General features: G+C 54.0%; 15 protein-coding genes. 13 read left to right on the forward strand and 2 right to left on the reverse strand.

Annotated features, from left to right (window positions below; all coding sequences use genetic code 11):
* The first annotated feature begins 403 nt into the window (after window positions 1-403).
* The 9 genes from NNL21_RS20640 to NNL21_RS20680 all read left to right on the forward strand — a co-directional run bounded on the left by NNL21_RS20640 (window position 404) and on the right by NNL21_RS20680 (window position 12,340).
* Window positions 404-1,357, forward strand: coding sequence for an ABC transporter permease (locus tag NNL21_RS20640; protein WP_204819847.1), 954 nt, complete (start codon window positions 404-406; stop codon window positions 1,355-1,357).
* Window positions 1,347-2,294: an iron chelate uptake ABC transporter family permease subunit gene (locus NNL21_RS20645; protein ID WP_204819848.1), complete on the forward strand. Its 948-nt coding sequence runs from the start codon at window positions 1,347-1,349 to the stop codon at window positions 2,292-2,294. Before NNL21_RS20640 ends, NNL21_RS20645 begins: the two co-directional genes overlap by 11 nt.
* The gene (locus NNL21_RS20650) at window positions 2,291-3,049 is read left to right on the forward strand and encodes an iron ABC transporter ATP-binding protein (protein WP_204819849.1); all 759 of its coding nucleotides are present in this window, start codon (window positions 2,291-2,293) and stop codon (window positions 3,047-3,049) included. The genes NNL21_RS20645 and NNL21_RS20650 overlap by 4 nt, the downstream gene beginning before the upstream one ends.
* 76 nt (window positions 3,050-3,125) lie before the next feature.
* Complete coding sequence (locus tag NNL21_RS20655) at window positions 3,126-4,142, forward strand: siderophore ABC transporter substrate-binding protein (protein ID WP_204819850.1); 1,017 nt, start codon at window positions 3,126-3,128, stop codon at window positions 4,140-4,142.
* A gap of 427 nt (window positions 4,143-4,569) precedes the next feature.
* Complete coding sequence (locus NNL21_RS20660; protein ID WP_256555373.1) at window positions 4,570-5,454, forward strand: ABC transporter permease; 885 nt, start codon at window positions 4,570-4,572, stop codon at window positions 5,452-5,454.
* Entirely contained in the window at window positions 5,448-6,332 is an 885-nt protein-coding gene (locus NNL21_RS20665; protein ID WP_204819852.1) for a carbohydrate ABC transporter permease, read from the forward strand. The genes NNL21_RS20660 and NNL21_RS20665 overlap by 7 nt, the downstream gene beginning before the upstream one ends.
* Before the next feature lie 36 nt (window positions 6,333-6,368).
* Window positions 6,369-7,994 (forward strand): extracellular solute-binding protein, encoded by a 1,626-nt coding sequence (locus NNL21_RS20670; RefSeq protein ID WP_204819853.1) that lies wholly within the window; start codon window positions 6,369-6,371, stop codon window positions 7,992-7,994.
* A 105-nt stretch (window positions 7,995-8,099) separates the two neighbouring features.
* On the forward strand, window positions 8,100-10,412 hold the full coding sequence (locus NNL21_RS20675; protein ID WP_204819854.1) for a helix-turn-helix domain-containing protein: 2,313 nt from the start codon (window positions 8,100-8,102) through the stop codon (window positions 10,410-10,412).
* Window positions 10,413-10,786: 374 nt separating this feature from the next.
* On the forward strand, window positions 10,787-12,340 hold the full coding sequence (locus tag NNL21_RS20680; protein WP_204819855.1) for an AraC family transcriptional regulator: 1,554 nt from the start codon (window positions 10,787-10,789) through the stop codon (window positions 12,338-12,340).
* A 111-nt stretch (window positions 12,341-12,451) separates the two neighbouring features.
* Here the strand turns inward: NNL21_RS20680 and NNL21_RS20685 are convergent, their stop codons facing one another.
* Entirely contained in the window at window positions 12,452-13,165 is a 714-nt protein-coding gene (locus NNL21_RS20685) for a FadR/GntR family transcriptional regulator (RefSeq protein ID WP_204819856.1), read from the reverse strand.
* Window positions 13,166-13,338: 173 nt separating this feature from the next.
* On the opposite strand from NNL21_RS20685, the gene NNL21_RS20690 reads away from it, so the two are divergent.
* From NNL21_RS20690 to NNL21_RS20705, 4 genes are all read left to right on the forward strand, one after another.
* Window positions 13,339-14,754, forward strand: a complete 1,416-nt coding sequence (locus tag NNL21_RS20690; RefSeq protein ID WP_204819857.1) for an FAD-binding oxidoreductase — start codon at window positions 13,339-13,341, stop codon at window positions 14,752-14,754.
* Window positions 14,747-16,096 carry a (Fe-S)-binding protein gene (locus NNL21_RS20695; RefSeq protein ID WP_204819858.1) on the forward strand — a complete coding sequence of 450 codons (1,350 nt, stop codon included), beginning with the start codon at window positions 14,747-14,749 and terminating at the stop codon, window positions 16,094-16,096. The genes NNL21_RS20690 and NNL21_RS20695 overlap by 8 nt, the downstream gene beginning before the upstream one ends.
* 254 nt (window positions 16,097-16,350) lie before the next feature.
* Window positions 16,351-17,865 (forward strand): xylulokinase, encoded by a 1,515-nt coding sequence (xylB, locus tag NNL21_RS20700; RefSeq protein ID WP_204819859.1) that lies wholly within the window; start codon window positions 16,351-16,353, stop codon window positions 17,863-17,865.
* Window positions 17,862-19,733, forward strand: a complete 1,872-nt coding sequence (locus NNL21_RS20705; RefSeq protein ID WP_256555364.1) for a glycoside hydrolase family protein — start codon at window positions 17,862-17,864, stop codon at window positions 19,731-19,733. The genes xylB and NNL21_RS20705 overlap by 4 nt, the downstream gene beginning before the upstream one ends.
* A gap of 169 nt (window positions 19,734-19,902) precedes the next feature.
* On the opposite strand, the gene NNL21_RS20710 is transcribed toward NNL21_RS20705, so the two are convergent.
* A complete protein-coding gene (locus NNL21_RS20710; protein WP_204819860.1) occupies window positions 19,903-20,565 on the reverse strand; it encodes a GntR family transcriptional regulator in 663 nt (220 codons plus the stop codon).
* Between the last annotated feature and the right edge of the window lie 196 nt (window positions 20,566-20,761).

Here is a 20,761-nt window from a genome sequence, read left to right on the forward strand (position 1 = left end):
TAGTGTTACCGGGTGTTACTTGCGGCATGCTGGTTTGATTGCGCCGCTGCAGTGACATCTGGTACACGACGAGGATGGGCTAACCAACGCCTGCAATGCTCCCCTTCATCTCCCTCCGCCTCCCCCCGATATGTTGGCTTCCTCCAGCCTATTACGCCGTTCATCGATTGCACGCCATGTGTGCAATTCGCCTCCTTCAAATAACCGCGCGTTCCAGCTAGAACCATTGAAATCCCAGTCATTCCTCGCCAGATGTGACGATCCTGTCCGGAAGAAAGAAAAGTCCATGGTTAAAATAGGATAATCCATTCAAGTGAGTCCAAATATCCGTAATATAAAGTAAGTGACAATGATAATGATTATCACTACCAACTCCCAATAACCAAGAACTGAAGGTCGAATCATGAAAACGAGCTATCTGTGGGCGGCACTCATTGTATTATCGGTGTGCTCCGTATTTATCGGCGTGAAGGATATTTCGCCACTGGATCTGTTTCGCTTAACCGATGAGCAGATACAATTCTTGATGGTCAGCCGCTTTCCGCGTCTAATCAGCCTCATTATTGCCGGCGTCAGCATGAGCGTCGTGGGTCTCATTATGCAGCAGCTCAGCCGGAACAAATTCGTCTCGCCGACAACGGCAGGAACGATGGACTCGGCCAGCTTGGGACTGCTCGTCGCTATTCTCATGTTCGCATCCGCAACGCCACTGATGAAAATTTCCGTCGCCTTTATATTCGCACTGGCGGGAACGTTCATCTTCATGAAAATATTGGATCGCGTACGCTATAAGGACTCTATCTTTATTCCGCTTGTCGGCTTGATGTTCGGCAACGTCGTTGGTTCTATCACGACATTCTTCGCTTATAAGCATGATCTGATTCAGAGCTTATCGGCTTGGCTTCACGGGGATTTCTCGATGATCCTGAAGGGGCGCTATGAAATGCTCTACATAAGCGTTCCACTGGTCATTATCGCTTACTTATATGCGAACAAGTTTACGGTCGCGGGCATGGGCGAGGAATTCGCCGTCAACCTGGGACTCAATTATCGAACTGTCGTCAATATCGGGCTTGTCATTGTCTCGCTGGTCTCGGCCATCATTATTCTAACGGTCGGCTCCATTCCGTTTCTTGGCCTGATCATTCCGAATATCGTCACGATCTATCAAGGCGATCATCTGAAGAAGAATCTCCCGCATACCGCCTTACTGGGCGCTGTGTTTCTAATCTTTTGCGATATATTGGGGCGGGTCGTCATCTATCCTTACGAGATTTCCATCGGGCTTACCGTCGGTGTGATCGGTAGCGGCATCTTCCTGTACCTGCTCATGAGGAGAAAGACATATGGGTTATAAAATGAAAATCGGCATTCTTGCCGCCATCGCAGCCGTGCTCATCATCGTCTTCATGACCATTGATGCAAGCGGGAACTGGGACTACGTACTGGAGCGTAGGGGCAAGAAAATTCTCGCAATTCTATTGACCGGCGGTACGATTGCGTTCTCCACCCTCGTGTTCCAGACGATAACGAACAACCGGATCCTGACGCCGAGCATCATCGGTCTCGATTCGCTCTACCTGCTCATTCAAACGGTGATCGTATTCTCATTCGGCTCCATGACACTCACCATGATGAACAAGAATCTGCATTTTCTGTTATCGGTCGGACTGATGGTGATGTTCGCGGGCGTGCTGTATAAGATCCTGTTCAAGCGGGAAGGAAACAATATTTACTTCCTGCTGCTGGTCGGCATCATATTCGGGACCTTCTTCTCCAATATCGCGTCCTTCATGCAGATGCTGACCGACCCGAATGAATTTTTCACTGTGCAGAATAAGATGTTCGCCAGCTTCAATAATGTGAATACCGATCTGCTGCTCATATCCATTGCGGCTATCGCCCTTACAATCGGTTATTTCATGCGCTATGCCAAATACTTGGATGTGCTGTCACTTGGCAAGGACCATGCAGTCAACCTGGGAATCGACTACGATTTCGTCGTCAAGCGAATGCTGCTTGTCGTATCCATACTGGTTGCGATCGCAACAGCGCTAGTTGGGCCGATTACGTTCCTCGGGCTGCTGGTCGTCAATGTGACGTATCAATATATCAAATCGTTCCGGCACCGCCATCTCATACCGAGTGCGATGCTGATCAGCATCGTCGCCTTGCTCGGCGGTCAGCTCATTGTCGAGCGGGTGTTCACCTTCTCCACAACGCTAGCCGTTATCATTAATTTCGTCGGCGGCACTTATTTCATCTATCTCTTACTGAAGGAGAACAAATCGTGATTGCAGTCCGTAACGTTACAAAACAATATGGCAACAAGAAGGTCATCGACAACGTCTCCGTCAACATCGAACAGGGCAAAATCACGTCGTTCATCGGGCCGAACGGAGCGGGCAAGAGCACGCTGCTGTCCATTATCAGCCGGCTTATTACGAAGGACAGCGGCGAGGTGCACATCGACGATGTGGATGTCGCCAAGAGCAAGAGCAGCGATCTGGCGAAGAAAATATCGATCCTCAAGCAGTCCAACCATATCAATGTCCGCTTGACGGTCAGAGAGCTGGTCAGCTTCGGACGGTTCCCTTATTCGCAGGGGAGACTGACCAAGGAAGATTGGAAGTATGTCGATGAGGCTATTGCGTACATGGATCTGTCCGAGATGGAGGACAAATACTTGGACCAATTGAGCGGCGGGCAGAATCAGCGGGCGTACATCGCCATGGTTATCGCCCAGAATACCGAATACGTGCTGCTGGATGAGCCGCTGAACAATTTGGATATGAAGCATTCCGTCCAAATTATGAAGGTGCTTCGGAGGCTGGTCGACGAGCTGGGCAAAACCGTGATTATCGTCATCCATGATATTAACTTCGCCTCCTGTTACTCGGATTATATCGTGGCGTTGAAAGACGGCCGAATCATCCGTGAAGGCGCGACCGATGCGATCATCGAGACGGATGTGCTCAAAGAGGTCTACGACATGGACATCCCGATTGAGATTGTCAACGGCAACAAAATTTGTGTGTATTTTGCTTGATACTCGAGGGGGACGCCCTGCACGGTACAGGCTGATATATAAATAATTATTAATCAAGTGAAAAGGTGGAGAAAAGATGAAACAGAAAGTCTCGCTCGTGTTATTAACACTAATTCTTGCTGTTGTACTATCGGCTTGCGGAGCGAATGATAAAAACACCAATGCTGACAAAGCCAACAATAGCGGCACAACCAACCAGTCAGAGGGCAACAGCAATACGGGGGCGGGAACGCCGGAAGCAGCTGCGCCGGTAGAAGTGACGATCAAGCATAAATTGGGCGAAGCAAAGCTGATGACCAATCCGGAGAAAGTCGTTGTATTCGATTCCGGCGTACTGGATACGCTCGATAAGCTGGGCGTTCCGATCATGGCGGTGCCGAAGGACGGTCTGCCGAAGTACCTCGAGAAATACAAGGCTGACAGCTATGAGAATGCCGGTACGCTCTTCGAGCCGGACTTTGAGAAATTGAATGCTTTGAAGCCGGATATTATCTTCATCTCCGGCCGTTCGTCGGAAGCCTATGACGAGCTGAACAAAATCGCGCCGACAATCTTCATGGGCGTCGATACCGCAAAGTATAAAGAGTCCTACACGGAGAATGCGAAGATTCTAGGACAAATCTTCGGTAAAGAAGCCGAAGTGGATGCCGAGCTGGCTAAGATCGATGAATCCATCGCGGCGCTGAACACGGTAGCATCGGCAGGCGGCAAGAAAGGTCTGATCGTGCTTACGAATGCAGGCAAGATTAGCGTATATGGCAAAGGCTCGCGGTTTGGCATCATTCATGACGTGTTTGGCATTGCACCGGTGGATGAGAGCATCAAGGTGTCCACGCATGGCGACAGCGTAACGAGCGAATACATCGCGGAGAAAAATCCGGATTACCTGTTCGTTGTTGACCGCGGCGCGGTTGTTGAGACCGAGGGCGGGGAGACGGCTAACAAAACGCTCGAGAACGATCTGGTTAAAAATACGAATGCCTATAAGAACGGTAAAATCATCTACTTGAATCCAGATTACTGGTATCTGTCCGGCGGCGGTCTTGCGTCGATGGCAGAAATGATCAAAGAGGTAGAAGCTGGCGTGAAGTAATATCGCCAGTCATCAAGAATGGACGGCAGGCTCCGAGCTTAATTCGGAATCTGCTGTCCATTCTTTTTTATATAGTGGAAGCCGCATCAGTTACGCCACCGCTACAACAAGTGGTCACCGTAATCACCGCCTGCTTATTCGCGCAAACTTGCGTATTCCCCGCATAAATCCACACGTTTCCCGGTGAAAGAGAGATAGGAATGTAAAGAAACGCCGATGGCGAAATAACTGCCGATGTACAAAGAAAGCGCCTTCTTTTAAAGTGGTTTCAAGCGGGGCGAGTCAGAATTGCTATGCGAAACTCGCTGCCGCTTGCCGTTACCCCATCACGTAACCGAAAGAGGTGAATCGAACCTTGAAGCATGCGACGCCTTCGACTGCCCGGCCGCGGGCCGTCACGGCTGAACGTTCGCCGCTCGTCAAGTCGCTGCGCAAAAATTGGGATTTGTACCTGCTCATCGTACCGGTAATCGCCTACTACATCATCTTCCATTACATTCCGATGTACGGGGTACAAATCGCGTTCAAAGACTTCATCGCTTCGCAAGGCATTACCGGAAGTCCGTGGGTCGGCCTGAAGCACTTCGAGCGCTTCTTCGACAGCTACTACTTCTGGAGGCTGATCAAGAACACGCTCGGCATCGGCTTGTATGAGCTGGCCGTCGGCTTCCCCATTCCGATCCTGCTGGCACTCATGATCAACGAGGTCCGCAGCGAACGGTTCAAGAAGACGGTGCAGACCGTTACGTATGCTCCCCATTTCTTATCCGTCGTCGTTCTCGTCGGAATGCTCATGATGTTCCTCTCCCCGCAGCATGGCATCGTGAACCTGATCATTCGGCTGTTTGGCGGGGACCCCGTCTCCTTCATGACCGAGCCGGGCTGGTTCAAGACGCTGTACGTCTTCTCAGGCGTCTGGCAGCAGATGGGCTGGAGCTCGATCATCTATCTGGCCGCACTGACCGGCATCGATCCCCAGCTGCATGAAGCGGCGAAGGTGGATGGGGCATCCCGGCTGCACCGCATCTGGCACATCAATATACCGGGCATCACACCGACCATCGTCATTCTGCTCATTCTGAACATCGGCTCCATCCTGGGGGTCGGCTTCGAGAAGGTCTTTCTGATGCAGAACAACCTCAATATGGAGAGCTCGGACGTCATCTCCACGTATGTCTACCGCAGCGGGATCGTGGGCGCCCAATACAGCTTCTCCGCCGCTGTCGGCCTGTTCAATGCCATCATCAATTTCGGTATGCTTGTCATTGTAAACTTCATCGCGAGAAAGGTGGGGCAAACCAGCCTATGGTAAAACAGTCATTCGGAGACCGGATGTTCGATGCGATCAACCATGTGCTGCTGCTGCTCTTGCTTGCCTTGGTGCTGTATCCGCTCGTATTCGTCGTCAGTGCTTCGATCAGCAACCCGTCCGCCGTTCTGAATGGAGAGGTCTGGCTGTGGCCTAAGGATCTGACGATTACGGGCTATCAGAAAGTGTTCACCAATCACGATATTCTGCGAGGCTATTTGAACACCATTGTGTATACGCTTCTCGGAACCGGCATTAATTTGGTCATGACCGTTATGGCAGCCTATCCGCTGTCACGCAAGGATTTCTACGGACGCAACGCCGTTACGGCTCTGTTCGTCTTCACAATGTTCTTCAGCGGCGGCCTGATTCCCGCTTATCTGCTCGTGAAGAATCTCGGCATGGTCAACACGATGTGGGCGCTGATTATCCCGAACGCGGTTGCCATCTGGAACATCATCATCATGCGGACGTTCTTCCAGCAGAGCATTCCGATTGAGGTGCAGGAGTCGGCTCAAATGGACGGCTGCGGCAACATCCGGATCCTGCTCCGAATCGTGCTGCCGCTCTCGCTTCCGATTATGGCGGTTATGACCCTGTTCTACAGCGTCGCCCACTGGAACGCCTTCTTCAATGCGCTGATCTACCTGACTGACCGGAGCAAATATCCGCTTCAGCTGATCTTGAGGGAGATTCTGATCCAGAGCAACATGCAGGAGATGATTCAGACGAACGAGGAATCGCTTGCGAAGAGTATCATGGATGCCGAATCGATCAAATATGCAGTCGTCATCATTGCCAATTTGCCGGTTCTTCTGCTGTATCCGTTTCTGCAGCGCTACTTTGTTAAGGGGATGGTTATCGGAGCAGTTAAAGGCTAGGCAAGAACATTGCGTTGACTAAGGAGGAGTATATTAATGAAGTTGAGAGCCTGGATGGCATTTACCCTCGCCGCCGTTATGGTGGTCAGCCTGCTGGCGGGATGCGCGAACGATTCGTCCCCAACGAGTGGAGATGAGGGCGGAGAAGGCGGCAGTAAGGCAGCCGTCAACGGGAGCGGCATGCCGATCGTCGCGGACAAGATCAACTTGAAAATCACCGCGGGCAAGGCGCCGACGACGGCGCCGGACTGGAAGCAGACGATGCTGTGGCAGGAGTATGAGAAGATGTCCAACATTCATGTCGAATGGGAGATGATTCCGTTCGACAGCCTAACGGAGAAGCGTAATATTATGCTGGCCGGGGGCGATTATCCGGATGCGTTCTTCACCGCGCAAATTCCGACGGCCGACCTGCTCAAGTACGGCTCGCAGGGAGTCTTCGTCAAGCTGAACGACCTGATCGACGAGTATGCACCCAATCTGAAAGCGATAATGGAGAAGTATCCGGAAGTGAAGAAGGGCATGACGATGCCCGATGGCAACATCTACGGCTTCCCGATGATTCTCGATCCGGAGTTCACCTCCGTCCTCGCCGGGGGCAAAATGTGGATCAAGAAGGACTGGCTGGACAAGCTGAACCTGAAGGAGCCGGAAACGACGGAGGAATTCTATGAGGTGCTGAAAGCGTTCAAGGAGAGGGATCCGAACGGCAACGGAGAGCAAGACGAGATTCCTTTTGAGGGTGTCGGGCTGGGGGCTTTCATCAGCTACATCAACGGCGCGTGGGGACTTAGCAACCGGGGTGTCCGGAATGCCAACGTGGATGTCGATCCGGGTACGGACAAGCTGCGCTTCATCCCGGTCGATCCGAAGTACAAGGAGATGCTCCAGTACGTACGGAAGCTCTATGAGGAGGAGTTGATCGCTAAGGACATCTTCACCATTCAGGCGAACCAGTATTACGCCACCGGCGCGAAGGGCGTATACGGTACGACGATTACAACGAGCCCTTACACATTGATGAAGCAGAAGGATTATATCGGATTAGGCGCGCTGAAGGGCCCTCATGGCGATCAAGTCTGGTCCGCCGTCGGCTCCGCGCTATCTTCGGCCGGCGCCTTCGCCATTACGGACCGGAACAAGCATCCGGAAGCGACGGTTCGTTGGATCGATCATCTGTACAGCGACGAGGGCAGCAAGATGTTCTTCATGGGCTTCGAAGGGAAATCCTATGAGATCGATCCTTCCGGCGAGATTGCGTATACGAAAGAGATTACCGAGAATCCAGACGGGCTTACCTTCGAACAAGCTCTCGTGAAGTATGTCGTATGGCCCGGCGGCGGATATCCCAACATCGTGCGGCAGAAGTTCTTTAAAGGTGCGGAGAGCCAGCCGGAAGCGATTGAGGCTGCGAAGCGGTTCGCGAATCAGTTTCCAGAGGAGATTTGGCCGGCCTTCAACCTTACGGTGGAAGAGAATGACCAAATGGCGACGCTGGGGGCTGATATCAACAGCTATGTCGCAGAGATGCAGGCCAAATTCGTATCCGGCAAAGCGTCCTTCGACGAATGGGATCGCTATGTGGAAACGCTGGCGAAGATGGGGCTTGATCAGTATATGGAGATTTATCAGAGTGCCTATGAGCGTTACAAGCAAGGGTAATGCATGACCGTGCCGGGTGCAGCCGGCGTTCCCGATTCGATGGGGACGCCGGGGCCTCGGCCATTCCTATGTTTCTGATCCAATACCTGCAGGGAGAGTGGTTGCATGATCAGAAGCCAGCGCTTTTACCATTATCTGTTCTCCTATATTCTCATCACGGTCCTGCTGCTCTCGATTATGAGCAGCGTGATCTATTCCAGCTTCTTAAACACGCTTCGCAACGAGGTGGAGCAGTCGACGATCGCTTCGCTGGATCAGTTCCGGGATGCCGTCGATCTTCGCATGCAGGAGCTGGACCGGATGGCCATGCAGATTTCCGCGAATCCGCTGCTCACGCCATTCATGGTGACGGAGGACGGCTACGGTCCGTACAAAGCGGTTGCGGAGCTCAAGCAGTATCTGTCCACCAATCTCTTCATACACGACATTGTCATCCGGTTCAATGCCCGCGAGCCTGAACAGATGTATGGGGCAAGCGGCACCTACGGCATTGATCTGTTCTTCGAGGATATTTATGGCTACCGGAACTGGAGCAAAGCGGATTTCCTGCAGACAAGCGCCTCCCTCCAGTCGCCGGTCATCCGTCCGCTGGAGCCCGTCCGGTTCAACCGGTTCACGGACGAACGGTTCGCCACGTACATAGCCCCGCTCCCGGCCGGCTCCGATACACCTTACGGTATCGTTCTCTTTCTTATTGCCGAGAATGCGTTCCGCAGCCTGGCGATGAATGTGCTCGGCGACTATGACGGTCTGCTGTATGTGTTGGACGAACGATTCGGCCTGCTGTACGAATACAGGAAGGGAGAATCGCAGGAGACAAGCGAGCGCATGCTGGAGCAGATCCGCGGTCAGGAGCCGGATTGGAGAATCGGCAGCTTCGACGTCCAAGACCGGAAGTTTACGGCGGTGAGGCTGCCCTCGGGCAGCCGGGACCGGTCTTACGTCGCGGTGATGCCCGAAGGCCAAATCATGCGTAAGGTGGACGAAACCCGGGTGCTGTTCAATGCCACGGTCATCAGTGTCTTCGTGCTGGGTGTCATTCTTGCGGTGGGTTTCTCCATTCGTCATTATAAGCCGCTGCAGCGCTTGGCCGGAATCGTCTCGAGTGAGCATCAGGGAGCAATTGCTGCCTTGGGCAAGCCCAGAGATGAGCTCGCCTTCATCTCCTCGGCCATCACCCAGATGGCCCGGGAGAACGAAGGGCTGCTTCACCGGCTGCGCAGCCAAGCCGGCGCCTTGAGGGAGCAGGCCCTCCTCTCGCTCATCAAGGGGAAGCTGAAGACGCGGGAGGAGTGGGATGATATGCTGAGCTTCTCGAATTTGCGTCTGGACCGACCGCATTTTGCCGTGATGCTGTTTCTGATCGACGATTATGGAGGGTTCCGCCGGGACAACTCGGAATCGATGCAGGAGCTGCTGAAGTACAGCCTGATCAAGGTGCTGGAGGAGCTGTCGGTCGAGGCCGGGAGCGGGTACGGCATCGAGCTCATTGACGGCCGCGGCATTGCATTCCTGCTCAACCTGAATGAAGGGTTCGACGATCCCGCTGTTCTGCGGGAGATCGCCGAGAAGGCGAAGCAGGCATTCCTGCAGTTCCGTTTCACGGTTACGGCTGGAATCGGCGGCATCTGCAGCGACATAACGGCTATATCGCAATCCTACGTTGAAGCGAGCCATGCCGCCCGTCACCGCTTCGTCAGAGGGGGGAATCAGATCATCTTCTTCCACGATATCGAGCCCGTCAAACCCGGAGAACGCTGGTATCCCGTGGAGCATGTCGAGCAGCTGGTGAAGGCGATCAAGCAGGGCAACAGCTGCGAGCTTGGCGAGACGGTACGGGAAGCGTTCCGGCACATCGTGGAGATGAACGTTCCGATCGAGGCGGCGGAGAGCATCTGCTTCGATATCGTGAACAATATCGTCAAGACGCTGATCGAGCTCGACATCGAGATCGATGAAGATCTCGGCGAGACGATGGAGCGGCTCTTCGTTCCGCGCTTCGAGACGATCGAGGAGCTGGAGCAGGCTGTCACGGAGATCTGCAGCAACGTATGCCGCTACATCGCCGATCAGAAGGAGAGCAAGAACGTGCTGATGCTGGGCCGGATGATGGCGTTTATTGAAGCGCATTATACCGATCATTCGATCAGTCTGGAGGTCATCGCAGAACAGTTCGGCTTGTCGCCTTCTTATGCGACCCGATTCTTCAAGGACCAGACCGGCAATCCGCTGATGCGTCATATTGATGCCCTGCGCATGCGCAGAGCGAAGCATCTGCTGAAGACGACCAAGCTCAATTTGAAGGAGATCATGATGGAGGTCGGCTACTTGGATTCGACCAATTTCATCCGGAAGTTCAAGAAAATTGAGGGTGTGACACCGATTCAATACCGGAATCTGACGAATGCGGGGGGCTAAAGCCGCTTTAAGGTTCACTCAGCGCCAGCCCGCAGGCAGAAGGAACGCAGAAGAGTAGAGTCCCTAGTTCAATGTTTACCCGAAACCGGGGTGACCGATATCGCTTGCGGCGGTCACCTGCGCGGCATGACGATATGTTACCGCCGAGAATGCAAGAGGAAGGGCTGCCGAGAGGCTGCCCTATTTCTAATTTCATTTAACGTTAATCCCAATAACGCGGAAAGGTTTTCTGTTGGATGAGGGAAAGATGAAGTAGGGGGAGCGGCTAACCTGTACGTATGCGATTACGAAGAAGGGCAGATTGGCGATAGTTGACGCTGATAATCGTTTTCAAATAATATGAAGCTAGATCGCATTGAAGTGGGGTTAAGGTTATGAAGCAGAAGGATGTACTCGGTCCATTCACGCTGAACTATACACATACAGAAGAATATCGGATAGAAAGCGGCTTCCACGTAGATATTCCCGAAAGGGACGAGGATGCCTTTTGCTTCGCGATGAAAGACGGTGTTCGCGTAGCGATAGATGACGGCGCGCAGCGCCGTACGGCAAAAGTATTGCACGGAGAGTTGTTTATGGTGCCGGCAGGATGCCGCTGTGTGGTGCAAAGCATGGCTAAGCATGAATCCAGGCTGCTGATGATCCGATTCCGCAGAGGGATGCTGGTTCAACAAGCGGGTAAATCGGAACCTAAAGCACCGTATGATGAGCTGAAGCTTATCGTATTTCGAATGCCGCAGGTCCGTAATTGGGTGCAGGATTTCGTGAGCGATGCCGGCAGCGACGATCATGCGCTCTATTATCAATTGCAGTCGCACCTCTACGCAATGGTATCGGCGATGGTGAGCACCATCCAGAATCCGAAGGAGCCGGAGGAGGATCTGCTCGAGTACGTGGAGCAGACCAGGCGCTACATGCAGGAGCAGTACCATAACCCGATGGATATGGAAGAAATCGCGGCATTATCCGGCGCCAGCGCCAGCCGGTTCTATCAGGCGTTCCGCAGTTATACCGGTCTGAGCCCGCACAAGTTCATGACGAAGGTGAGACTGGACGCCTCCCTAAGTGTGCTGGCCGGCTCGCCGCCGCCGATTATTGAAGTGGCGCATTCCATCGGGTATGCCGATGAGTACTATTTCAGCCGTTTGTTCAAGAAGCATATGGGAATGACCCCGACTGAATTCGCTGCCGCCGCCCAGAAGAAGATTGTCACGCTGTGCCGGGTATTCAACGGGGATCTCGCTGCGCTCGGGATAACACCCACGATGTCATTGCGGGCGGCTTGGACCGAGCTCCTGGAGCAAGGGCTGGAGGAAATAGCCTCGGCGCAGCCGGATATCATCTTGACAGGACCGATTTCAGGCGAAATCTACGATGCGCTGGCGGCGATCGCGCCGACCGTGATTCTGCATTGGAAGAGGTACTCGTGGAAGGAACGGTTCACGGAGATCGGCGGGCTTCTGGGTATGTCGCCTGTGGTTGAACGATGGCTCATCAACTATGACATGAAAGTTGAGAACGCCCGCTTCCATGTCCGCCGCAGGCTTGGCGACGAGCCGCTGCTGCTTGTCAGCTCGCGTAATCACCGCTATCGGGTATGGGGAATGAAGTGCCTGAAGATGAAGGATGTCTTCTATGATGATTTGCAGATTGCACCGCCGGCGAAGGTGCAAGACATGACCATACTCGAAACCGAGAGCTTAGATGAGATTGCGGAGCTGGAGTGCGAGAACGTGCTGTTCTTCGTGGATGAGGAGGAGTCGGAGACCTACTGCCGGCAGCTGGAGAAGAAGTGGCGCACCCTGAATCGAAGCCGGGAACGCCATCTCTGTCTGTTCATCCGATACGAGGAGCATCTGCAGTACAATGCGTCCATGCACGAAGCTCTAGTCGAGCAAACGGTCAGACAGCTGATCGAGCTCAGCTAAGTCCGCTTCCCATGCATCGCTTGTGACAGACAGGTCTCAAGCCCCTTTCAGCATATGCATGAATCGATCGTGCCGCCGGAATTACTGGCGGCACCCGGTGAATTCCGCGCGCTACCCCTCGATCGAACGATTCGTCTTCTCGTAGAGAACGCGCTCGACTTTGGCTATATGCTGTTCCATTCGCTGGCCTGCCTGCTGCTCATCCCGGGCTGCAATGGCTTCGAATATAGAGGTGTGCTCGGTAAGCAGCCGCTCCGCGGATCGCCGCTCGGCATAGAACCATAATGCCCGGGTGTCCTTCATGCTGTCATGCAGCCGCTGGGACAGCGAGCGGACTAAGTCGCTCAGCACCGGGTTCTGCGCGGCTTCGGCAATTTGCAGGTGGAATCGGATATCGGCTTGTTCTCCCGCCTGCTCATCCGACAGGCAAGACTCCATCTCCTCAAGCGTAGCCCGAAGCTCGCCTAACTGATCCTCCGAACGATGCCTTGCCGCTAAGGCGGCGCTTCCCGTCTCCAGTACCTTACGGACCTCGAGGATGTGCCGGAGCGAATCCGCCCGAGCCATCCAATCGGCCGGCATCTCCTCGGAGAGGACGGGGGCCTCTGATTTGATATAAGTGCCGCCGCCCTGCCGGATGTCAAGCATGCCGACGGCCTTCAGCGCACTGAGCGCCTCGCGGATTGTGGAGCGGCCCACATTGAAATGTGCGGCCAGATCCACCACGGAGGGAAGCTTGTCGCCGGCTTTCCATTCGCCGGCGGCTATTTGTGCTTTCAAATTATTGGTGACCCATTCGCTGCTTTTGATCGGTCGTGTATTCATCAGATTCGGTTAATCCTTTCCGGAGCATCGTCTATAAAAATTATTGTACCCGTTTTTCATTCCATGTGGTATACTTTTCGCAAAAGTCGTCAGATGACCTGATTAATTTATTATACCCTATACCATAACAACGAATCTATCCTAGAACGGAATAAGAATAGGAGGCCTCCTGCATGTGGTCTGAAACCGTCAAGAAAGAATTGCAAGGCATTATGGGAGAGAAATGGGTGAAGGACGATCCGGAGTCGCTCGTGACCCATTCCTACGATGGGACGCCGATGCTGCAATCCTTGCCGGATGCAGTTATCTATCCGGAGAATACGGCGCAGGTATCAGAGACGCTCAAGGTGCTGAGCAAGCATAAGGTTCCGGTCGTCAGCCGGGGCTCGGGCACGAACCTGTGCGGCGGGACGGTGCCTGTCCAAGGCGGCGTCGTCATGGTTATGCACCGGATGAACCGCATTCTGGAGGTCGATTTGCAAAATTTGACCGCGATCGTGCAGCCAGGCTTGAACACGAAGCAGTTCATTACGCATGTCGAGGGGCTCGGCCTGTTCTATCCGCCAGATCCAAGCAGCATGTCGATATCGACGATCGGCGGCAATATTGCCGAAGGCTCCGGCGGTTTGCGGGGGCTTAAATACGGCACGACGAAGGATTATGTACTCGGCCTTGAAGCCGTGCTGGCGAACGGGGAAATCATTCGCACCGGCGGCAAGCTGATGAAGGATGTAGCGGGCTATGATCTGACGAAGCTGCTGGTAGGCTCGGAGGGAACGCTGGCTGTTATTACAGAGGCTACGCTGAAGCTGGTCCCGCCTCCCAAATATAAGAAGACGATGCTGGCCATGTTCAAAGATATCTACGGCGCGGCGCGGACGGTGTCCAGCATCATCGAGAACCGTATTATCCCAGCGACGCTGGAGTTTCTCGACCGTCCTACGATTCGGGTCGTCGACGACTTTGCGAAGCTTGGTCTGCCGCTCGATATGGAAGCGATCCTATTAATCGAGCAGGATGGAGACGAGGAATCGGTCGAGAGGGATATCGCGCGGATCGAGGAGATCTGCCGGAGCGAGCAGGCGGAGCGGATTCAAGTGGCGGAGAGCGAGGCGGAAGCGCTTAAGCTGCTGACAGCCCGGAGAAGCGCATTCACGGCGCTGGCTCGTCTGCGTCCGACGACGATCTTAGAGGATGCTACGGTGCCTCGCTCCAAAATCGCCGATATGGTGCTTGAAATTAACCGAATCGCACTGAAGCATAACGTCACGATCTGTACGTTCGGCCATGCCGGCGACGGCAATCTGCATCCGACGGCTACGACCGACGCACGGGACGAAGAGGAAATACACCGGGTAGAAGCGGCGTTCGAGGATATATTCGAGGCGGCGATCCGGCTTGGCGGGACGATAACGGGCGAGCATGGCGTCGGTCTGGTTAAAGCGCCATTCCTCGAGTGGAAGGTAGGAGCGGCAGGGATCGCCGTTATGCAGGGGATCAAGCAGGCCTTCGATCCCCATCAGCTGTTGAATCCGGGTAAAGTATTCGCGAAATCGTCGCGCAAAAGGGTGGTAATCGAGCATGGCTGAACCGAGAACGATGGAGCACGGCATGACCGTCTCGCTTGTCGATACGCTTAAGAACAAACTAGACTACGATCAGCTGACGAACTGTATGCGCTGCGGCTTCTGCCTGCCGGCTTGTCCTACCTTCCGCGAGACGGGATTGGAGGCCGAGTCGCCGCGCGGGCGCATCGCGCTGATGAAGGCCGCTGTAGACGGCTTGATGAAGCCGGATGCCGCATTCGAGGAGCAGATGGACCATTGTCTGGGCTGCCGTGCCTGCGAGCCAGCTTGTCCGGCAGGGGTCAAATACGGCCAGCTGATCGAGCAGACCCGTGATTCGATCGAGCAGCATACCGTTCGGCACCGCTGGTGGGTGAAATCGGCGCGCAAGCTGGCATTCGATGGACTGTTCCCTCATCCGCGCCGCATGCGGCTGCTTGGTGGAGCGCTTAAAGTGTACCAGAAATCCGGTCTGCAGAAGCTGACGCAGGGGATCGGCATCATGAATCTATTCCCGGATGAGCTGAAGGGCATGGAGAAGATCATGCCGGAAACAACAGGCAGCGGCGTGATCAAGGAAATCGGCGCCCGCCATCCGGCCAAGGGCGAGAAGATCGCTACGGTCGGCCTTTTCCGGGGATGCATTATGGATATCATGTTTACGAAAACGAATGTGAACACGGTCCGATTGCTGACGGAAGCAGGCTTCGAGGTCGTCATACCCGACGCTCAGACTTGCTGCGGCGCGCTTCATGCGCATAGCGGGGAAGGGGATGGCGCCAAGAAGCTGGCGAAGAGCAACATCCGCGCCTTCAAGGAAGCCGGCGTCGATTGGATCGCCACCAATGCCGGCGGCTGTGGAGCGCTGCTGATGGAGTACGACCACCTGCTGCATGACGACCCGCAGTGGAAGGAGGATTCCGCCTGGTTCGCCCCGCGAGTGGTCGACGTCGCCAAGCTCGTTGTCGAACAGGGACGGGTTCCTGATTTCGCTGGCGACGAACAGGCCGGCGTACGCATTACGTATCAGGATTCCTGTCATATGCGCAATGTCATGAAATCATCCGAAGCGCCGCGCAAGCTGATGAAGAGCGTCGCAGGCGTGCAGTTCGTCGAGATGGTGGACTCCGATCGCTGCTGCGGTTCGGCGGGCATCTACAACTTGACGCAGCCGGACATGGCCGGCGAGCTATTAGATAAGAAGATGGATTGCGCGAAGAACACCTCTGCGCAGTATATGATTACGAGCAATCCCGGCTGCCTGCTGCAGATGAAGCTGGGGATCAGCAAGAACGGGATGGAAAACGAGATGAAGGCCGTTCATTTGGTGGACTTCTTGTATGAGAATATGGTGAAAAAAGATTAAGTCCGTATACCATTAGCGGCATTAGAAATGAATAGAAGGAACCGTCAGATGGTTGAACTGACCCCAATAAGTTAGATATGACCTAACAATTGGGGTGCAGTTCAGGTTGACGGTTCTTTCTTATTTGTCCGATAGATTCACACTCCAAGGAGCTTGAGAGACGGCCTCATTTTAGCTATCGTTTTCATTGAAAATGTATTATATAGTAGGGAGTAAATGAATGGATGTATTTCCACTCAGTAGGAGGCCTGGCTATGTCGTTGCTCATGGGAATTGATCTTGGAACCTCAAGCGTTAAATCTATGATTATGGATTCTTCAGGTAACGTACTCGGATTCTCGCAAAAGGAGTATGACATCGATATTCCTGTCTCCGGGTACGCCGAACAAAATCCGGCCGAGTGGTGGGATTTAGTTAAGGAAACAAGCGCCCAAGCGATGGAGCAAGCAGGAACAGAGGGCGGCACGCTAGCGGGGATCGGCTTCTCCGGTCAAATGCACGGACTAGTGGCGCTTGATAAAGAAGGCCAGGTGCTGCGCCCGGCAATCATATGGTGTGATCAGCGTTCCATTCCCCAGAAGTCCGTGGTGGAATCCACATTCACGAAGGAGCAGCTTGGGGGCATGATCCAGAACCCGGTCTCCACCGGTTTTCTGCTATTGTCGTTAATGTGGATCAAGGAGAATGAGCCGGATATCTACAGCAAGATCGAACGCGTCATGCTGCCGAAGGATTATATCCGGTACCGCTTAACCGGCGAGCTCGGGACGGATACGACCGATGCCTCCAGCACATCGGCTTACGACTCCGCTGCCTTGCAATGGTCGGAACCCTTGATTGCTGCATTCGGGCTTGAACGGACGATGTTTCCGGTTGTAGGGAGTCCCTGGGAGATAGCGGGTCATGTCACGCTGCAAGCCGCATCGGAAACGGGCTTCAAGGCAGGGACGCCGGTTGTGTATGGCGGAGCGGATCAAGCTATGCAGGCCATCGGCAACGGCATCATCGAACCCGGTGACGTATCCTGTACGATTGGAACCGGCGGGCAGCTGCTTGCTCCAATGGATCTGCCGATCTATGACAAGCAGCTTCGGACGCATACTTACGTACACGCGGCTCCGAAACGGTGGTATTTGCTTGGTGCTACGATGAGCGCGGGACTGTCATTAAGATGGCTGGCTTCACAGGTGCTTAAGAATAGTGATTATAAGGCGCTCGACCAGAAGGCGCTGGAAATCCCCGCAGGCAGCGAAGGTTTGGTATACCTTCCCTACTTGACCGGCGAGAGAACACCGCATATGGACCCGCATTCGCGAGGGATGTTCTTCGGACTTCAACTGGGTCATCAAGACGCTCATTTCGTAAGGGCTGTGCTTGAAGGCGTGTGTTACTCCCTGCGCGACGGAGTGGAGATCTTCCGCTCGCTTGGCGTCGGGATGAGGAGAATTATCATATCCGGCGGCGGTGCGAAGAGCCGGCTGTGGAGCCAGATTCTTGCGGATGTTCTGAACCGGGATGTCTATCGGAGCCAAGCCGTGGAACAGGCTTGTACAGGGGCGGCGATGATGGCGGGAGTGGGCGCGAAGATCTATGGGAGCGTCGAAGAGGCGTGTAAGGCTGTCGTCAAGCTGCATGCGGACCCGGTTCGTCCCAATCCGGATAATCACGCTGTGTATGAACGGCAGTATGCCATCTATACCAAGCTGTACGCGACCAATCGGGAGCTGCTTCGCGAGCTGGATCTTCATGGGAACGGGGTGGCGCAATGATAGCGAATCCTGCAGATGGCCGTATGTACATGGAGCTTATGAATGGACAAGCCGGACAATCCGTAGATCTCGGTGCCTTGAGAGCGTTGACCATATGTACACGTGTGAATGATGGGGAAGAGAACAGGGAGCTGCTCTCTATCCAAGGCGATCGCGAGGCTGCTGCGGTACGCATCTATTCCGGTGCTTCACCTCGTTTGGAAGCGCTGTCTCTCACCGTGGAGCTATACACGGACGCCAAAGACAGTCCGTTAACATTATCCGTCCCCTGGCAAGCGATCGGCAGGGGGCCGCATGATGTCTTGCTGCGCTTTAGCGGACATATAGTGGAGCTGTTCGTGGACGGGGTACTGGTCGATGAGGAGTGGCCGATGGGCTCCGTTCAATTAGAGAACGCCGTGGCTCAAACCTATGAAGGGATAGAGGATACGAGGATATGGAATGCTGCTCTTACCGATGAGGAACTGAATGGCTTCATCAGAGATCGCGAAGGTCTGATGGCACGGGAGTCGGCCTACCTGGGCGGCGAGCCGGGCTCCATACAATACTGGAGGCCCCGAGGCTTCAATACCGGGGTCGGTGATTGCATGCCGTATTTTGACGGAGAGGTCTTCCATATCTACTATCTGTTCGACCGGCGCGGCCATGCCAGCAAATGGGGGCTCGGAGCGCATCAATGGGCGCATATCTCGTCCAAGGACTTGAAGAGCTGGATGCAGCATCCGATGGCGGTGAGCATTACGGAAGCATGGGAAGGCTCGATTTGCACCGGCTCCGTTATTGCGAAGGACGGATACTATTATGCCTTCTATGCCGTTCGTGCAGTTGACGGATCGCCAGCGCGCCTGACCTATGCGGTCAGCCCGGACGGTATTCAATTCACCAAGTCGGAGAAGTACATCGATATTTCGAACCGGTATACGCTATCCTCCGTCAGGGATCCGCATGTATTCCTGGATGCTGAGGGCCTTTATCATATGCTGATTACGACTAGCCTTGTGGATGGCGACAGGCACGAGGGCTGCCTCACCCATCTCGTTTCGAAGAATCTCGTGGATTGGCAGGAGGAGCCTCCGTTCATCGTCCCGGGTTACCATGACGAGCCGGAATGCTCGGACTACTTCGAATGGAACGGCTGGTATTACCTGATCTTCAGCAATGACGGGCTTGCTCGTTATCGCTACTCCCGCGAGCCGTTGGGTGGATGGATGAGGCCGGCAATGGATACGATCGACTGCGTCCAGATGCGGGTGCCGAAGACGGCCTCCTTCGCGGGAGGCAGACGATTGGCGGCAGGATTCTTGTCCGAACCGGGCCGATATGGCGGCGAACTGGTCATCCGCGAGCTCCTGCAGAACCCGGACGGATCGCTCGGACTTGCGTTTCCAGCGGAAGTGGTTGACCGATCCGGTCCTATCGTGGCACAAGCAGCAGAAGCCCTGTCCGTAGAGAATCTGACTGGCTTCGCTGAGCAGCTATGGGGGAAGGTGGAAGGCGAATATGCGCTGTCCTTTGAGGCCGTTCCCGAGCAGCCTACCATGTTTTATGGCTTCTCTGTAGCCAGCGGGGCTGATTTCAAGCAAGGATATGACATTCGGTTCGAGCCTTCGAACCGCAAGCTCGGCATCCATGAGACCCATTGCGTCGGGTTCCGGGAGGATGAAGCTTCTTCGATCTATCATGTGGAAGGATTAGAGGGACGCGTCTTCGTAGAGGCGATTGTGAAGAAAGGATTTATCGACCTGTGCGTGAACGGCAAGCGAACCATTATCGCCCGAATTAACGGGGAGCATGCGTATTTGAGGTTTTTCTCCCAGTTCGGCCGTGCATGCTTTTATAACATTAGGATATCGCAGCTGTCCGAGTAGGTGACTGACTTGGCAGGCATTCCCGCACGAGCCGCCCGCAGATTCGACAAGAGATAGAACGAAGCAATAGAAGAAGGAACCGATGAGCCGAAGTCCGTCCGAAGGGTTGGAGTCCGTAAACCCACGGCGGAATTCGGTTTATAGGCTTGCCTGCAGAGCGACTCACTTCCTACTTGGTCGCGATCCATAGCAAGCTATCTTCGCTTGCCGTGTGCTTGATGATTGCTTGTTCGGCCACGGCGGGATCTCTCGTTCGGAGCGCATCGAGCAGCTGCTGATGATCGGTTTCAAGATGATCCAATTTGAAAAAGGGCAGATTCTTGGTGAAGTGAAGACGAATTTGGTTGACGATGCTTTGCCAGGTTAACAAAACCGTCCGCTCTGCGGCCAACTCGAGAATCTGCTGATGAAACAGAATGTCCAGCTCGACCAGCCGGGATTTCTGATCATTCTGGAAGGCCTGTCTCATTTCATCGACGATGCTCTGCAAATTGGCGAAGAAGGCTTCATCCATTTTGTCCAAATAGCGCTTAATGACGAAGGACTCAATGTGCAGACGGATCGGGATCAGAATATCCCGCACTTCATTGGAATCCAAATCAGCGACGACGGTTTCCTTGTAAGGATACGAGATCAGAAGCCCCTCCCGTTCCAGCTGGCGTATTGCTTCGCGTACCGGACCGCGGCTAATCCCCATCTGTTCGGCGACGTCCATTTCCCGTATTCGCGCCCCGGGAGATAGGTTACCGCTTAATATGGCTTCCCGCAGGTCGGAGGTTACCTTCTCGCGCAAGGAGGTGTTCGCCTGTTGTTTAAACGTGAAATCGCTCATGGCCAGTTCCTTTCATTCATCGATCATATCGTGAGTATTTTCTACAGTATACGTCTTTGTCTAAAAAAAAGCATCCTAATGTATTTTGTTAACAATTTAACACATTCCGGGTTTAATATTGTTGACAATATTTAAATCGAGGCTTTACAATCAGATCAGATGACGTATTGTCTTCATGCGAAGACCGCCGAGGCAT

The organism is Paenibacillus mendelii, assembly GCF_024498075.1.
In the GTDB taxonomy this organism is placed as follows: Bacteria; Bacillota; Bacilli; order Paenibacillales; family Paenibacillaceae; genus Paenibacillus_Z; species Paenibacillus_Z mendelii.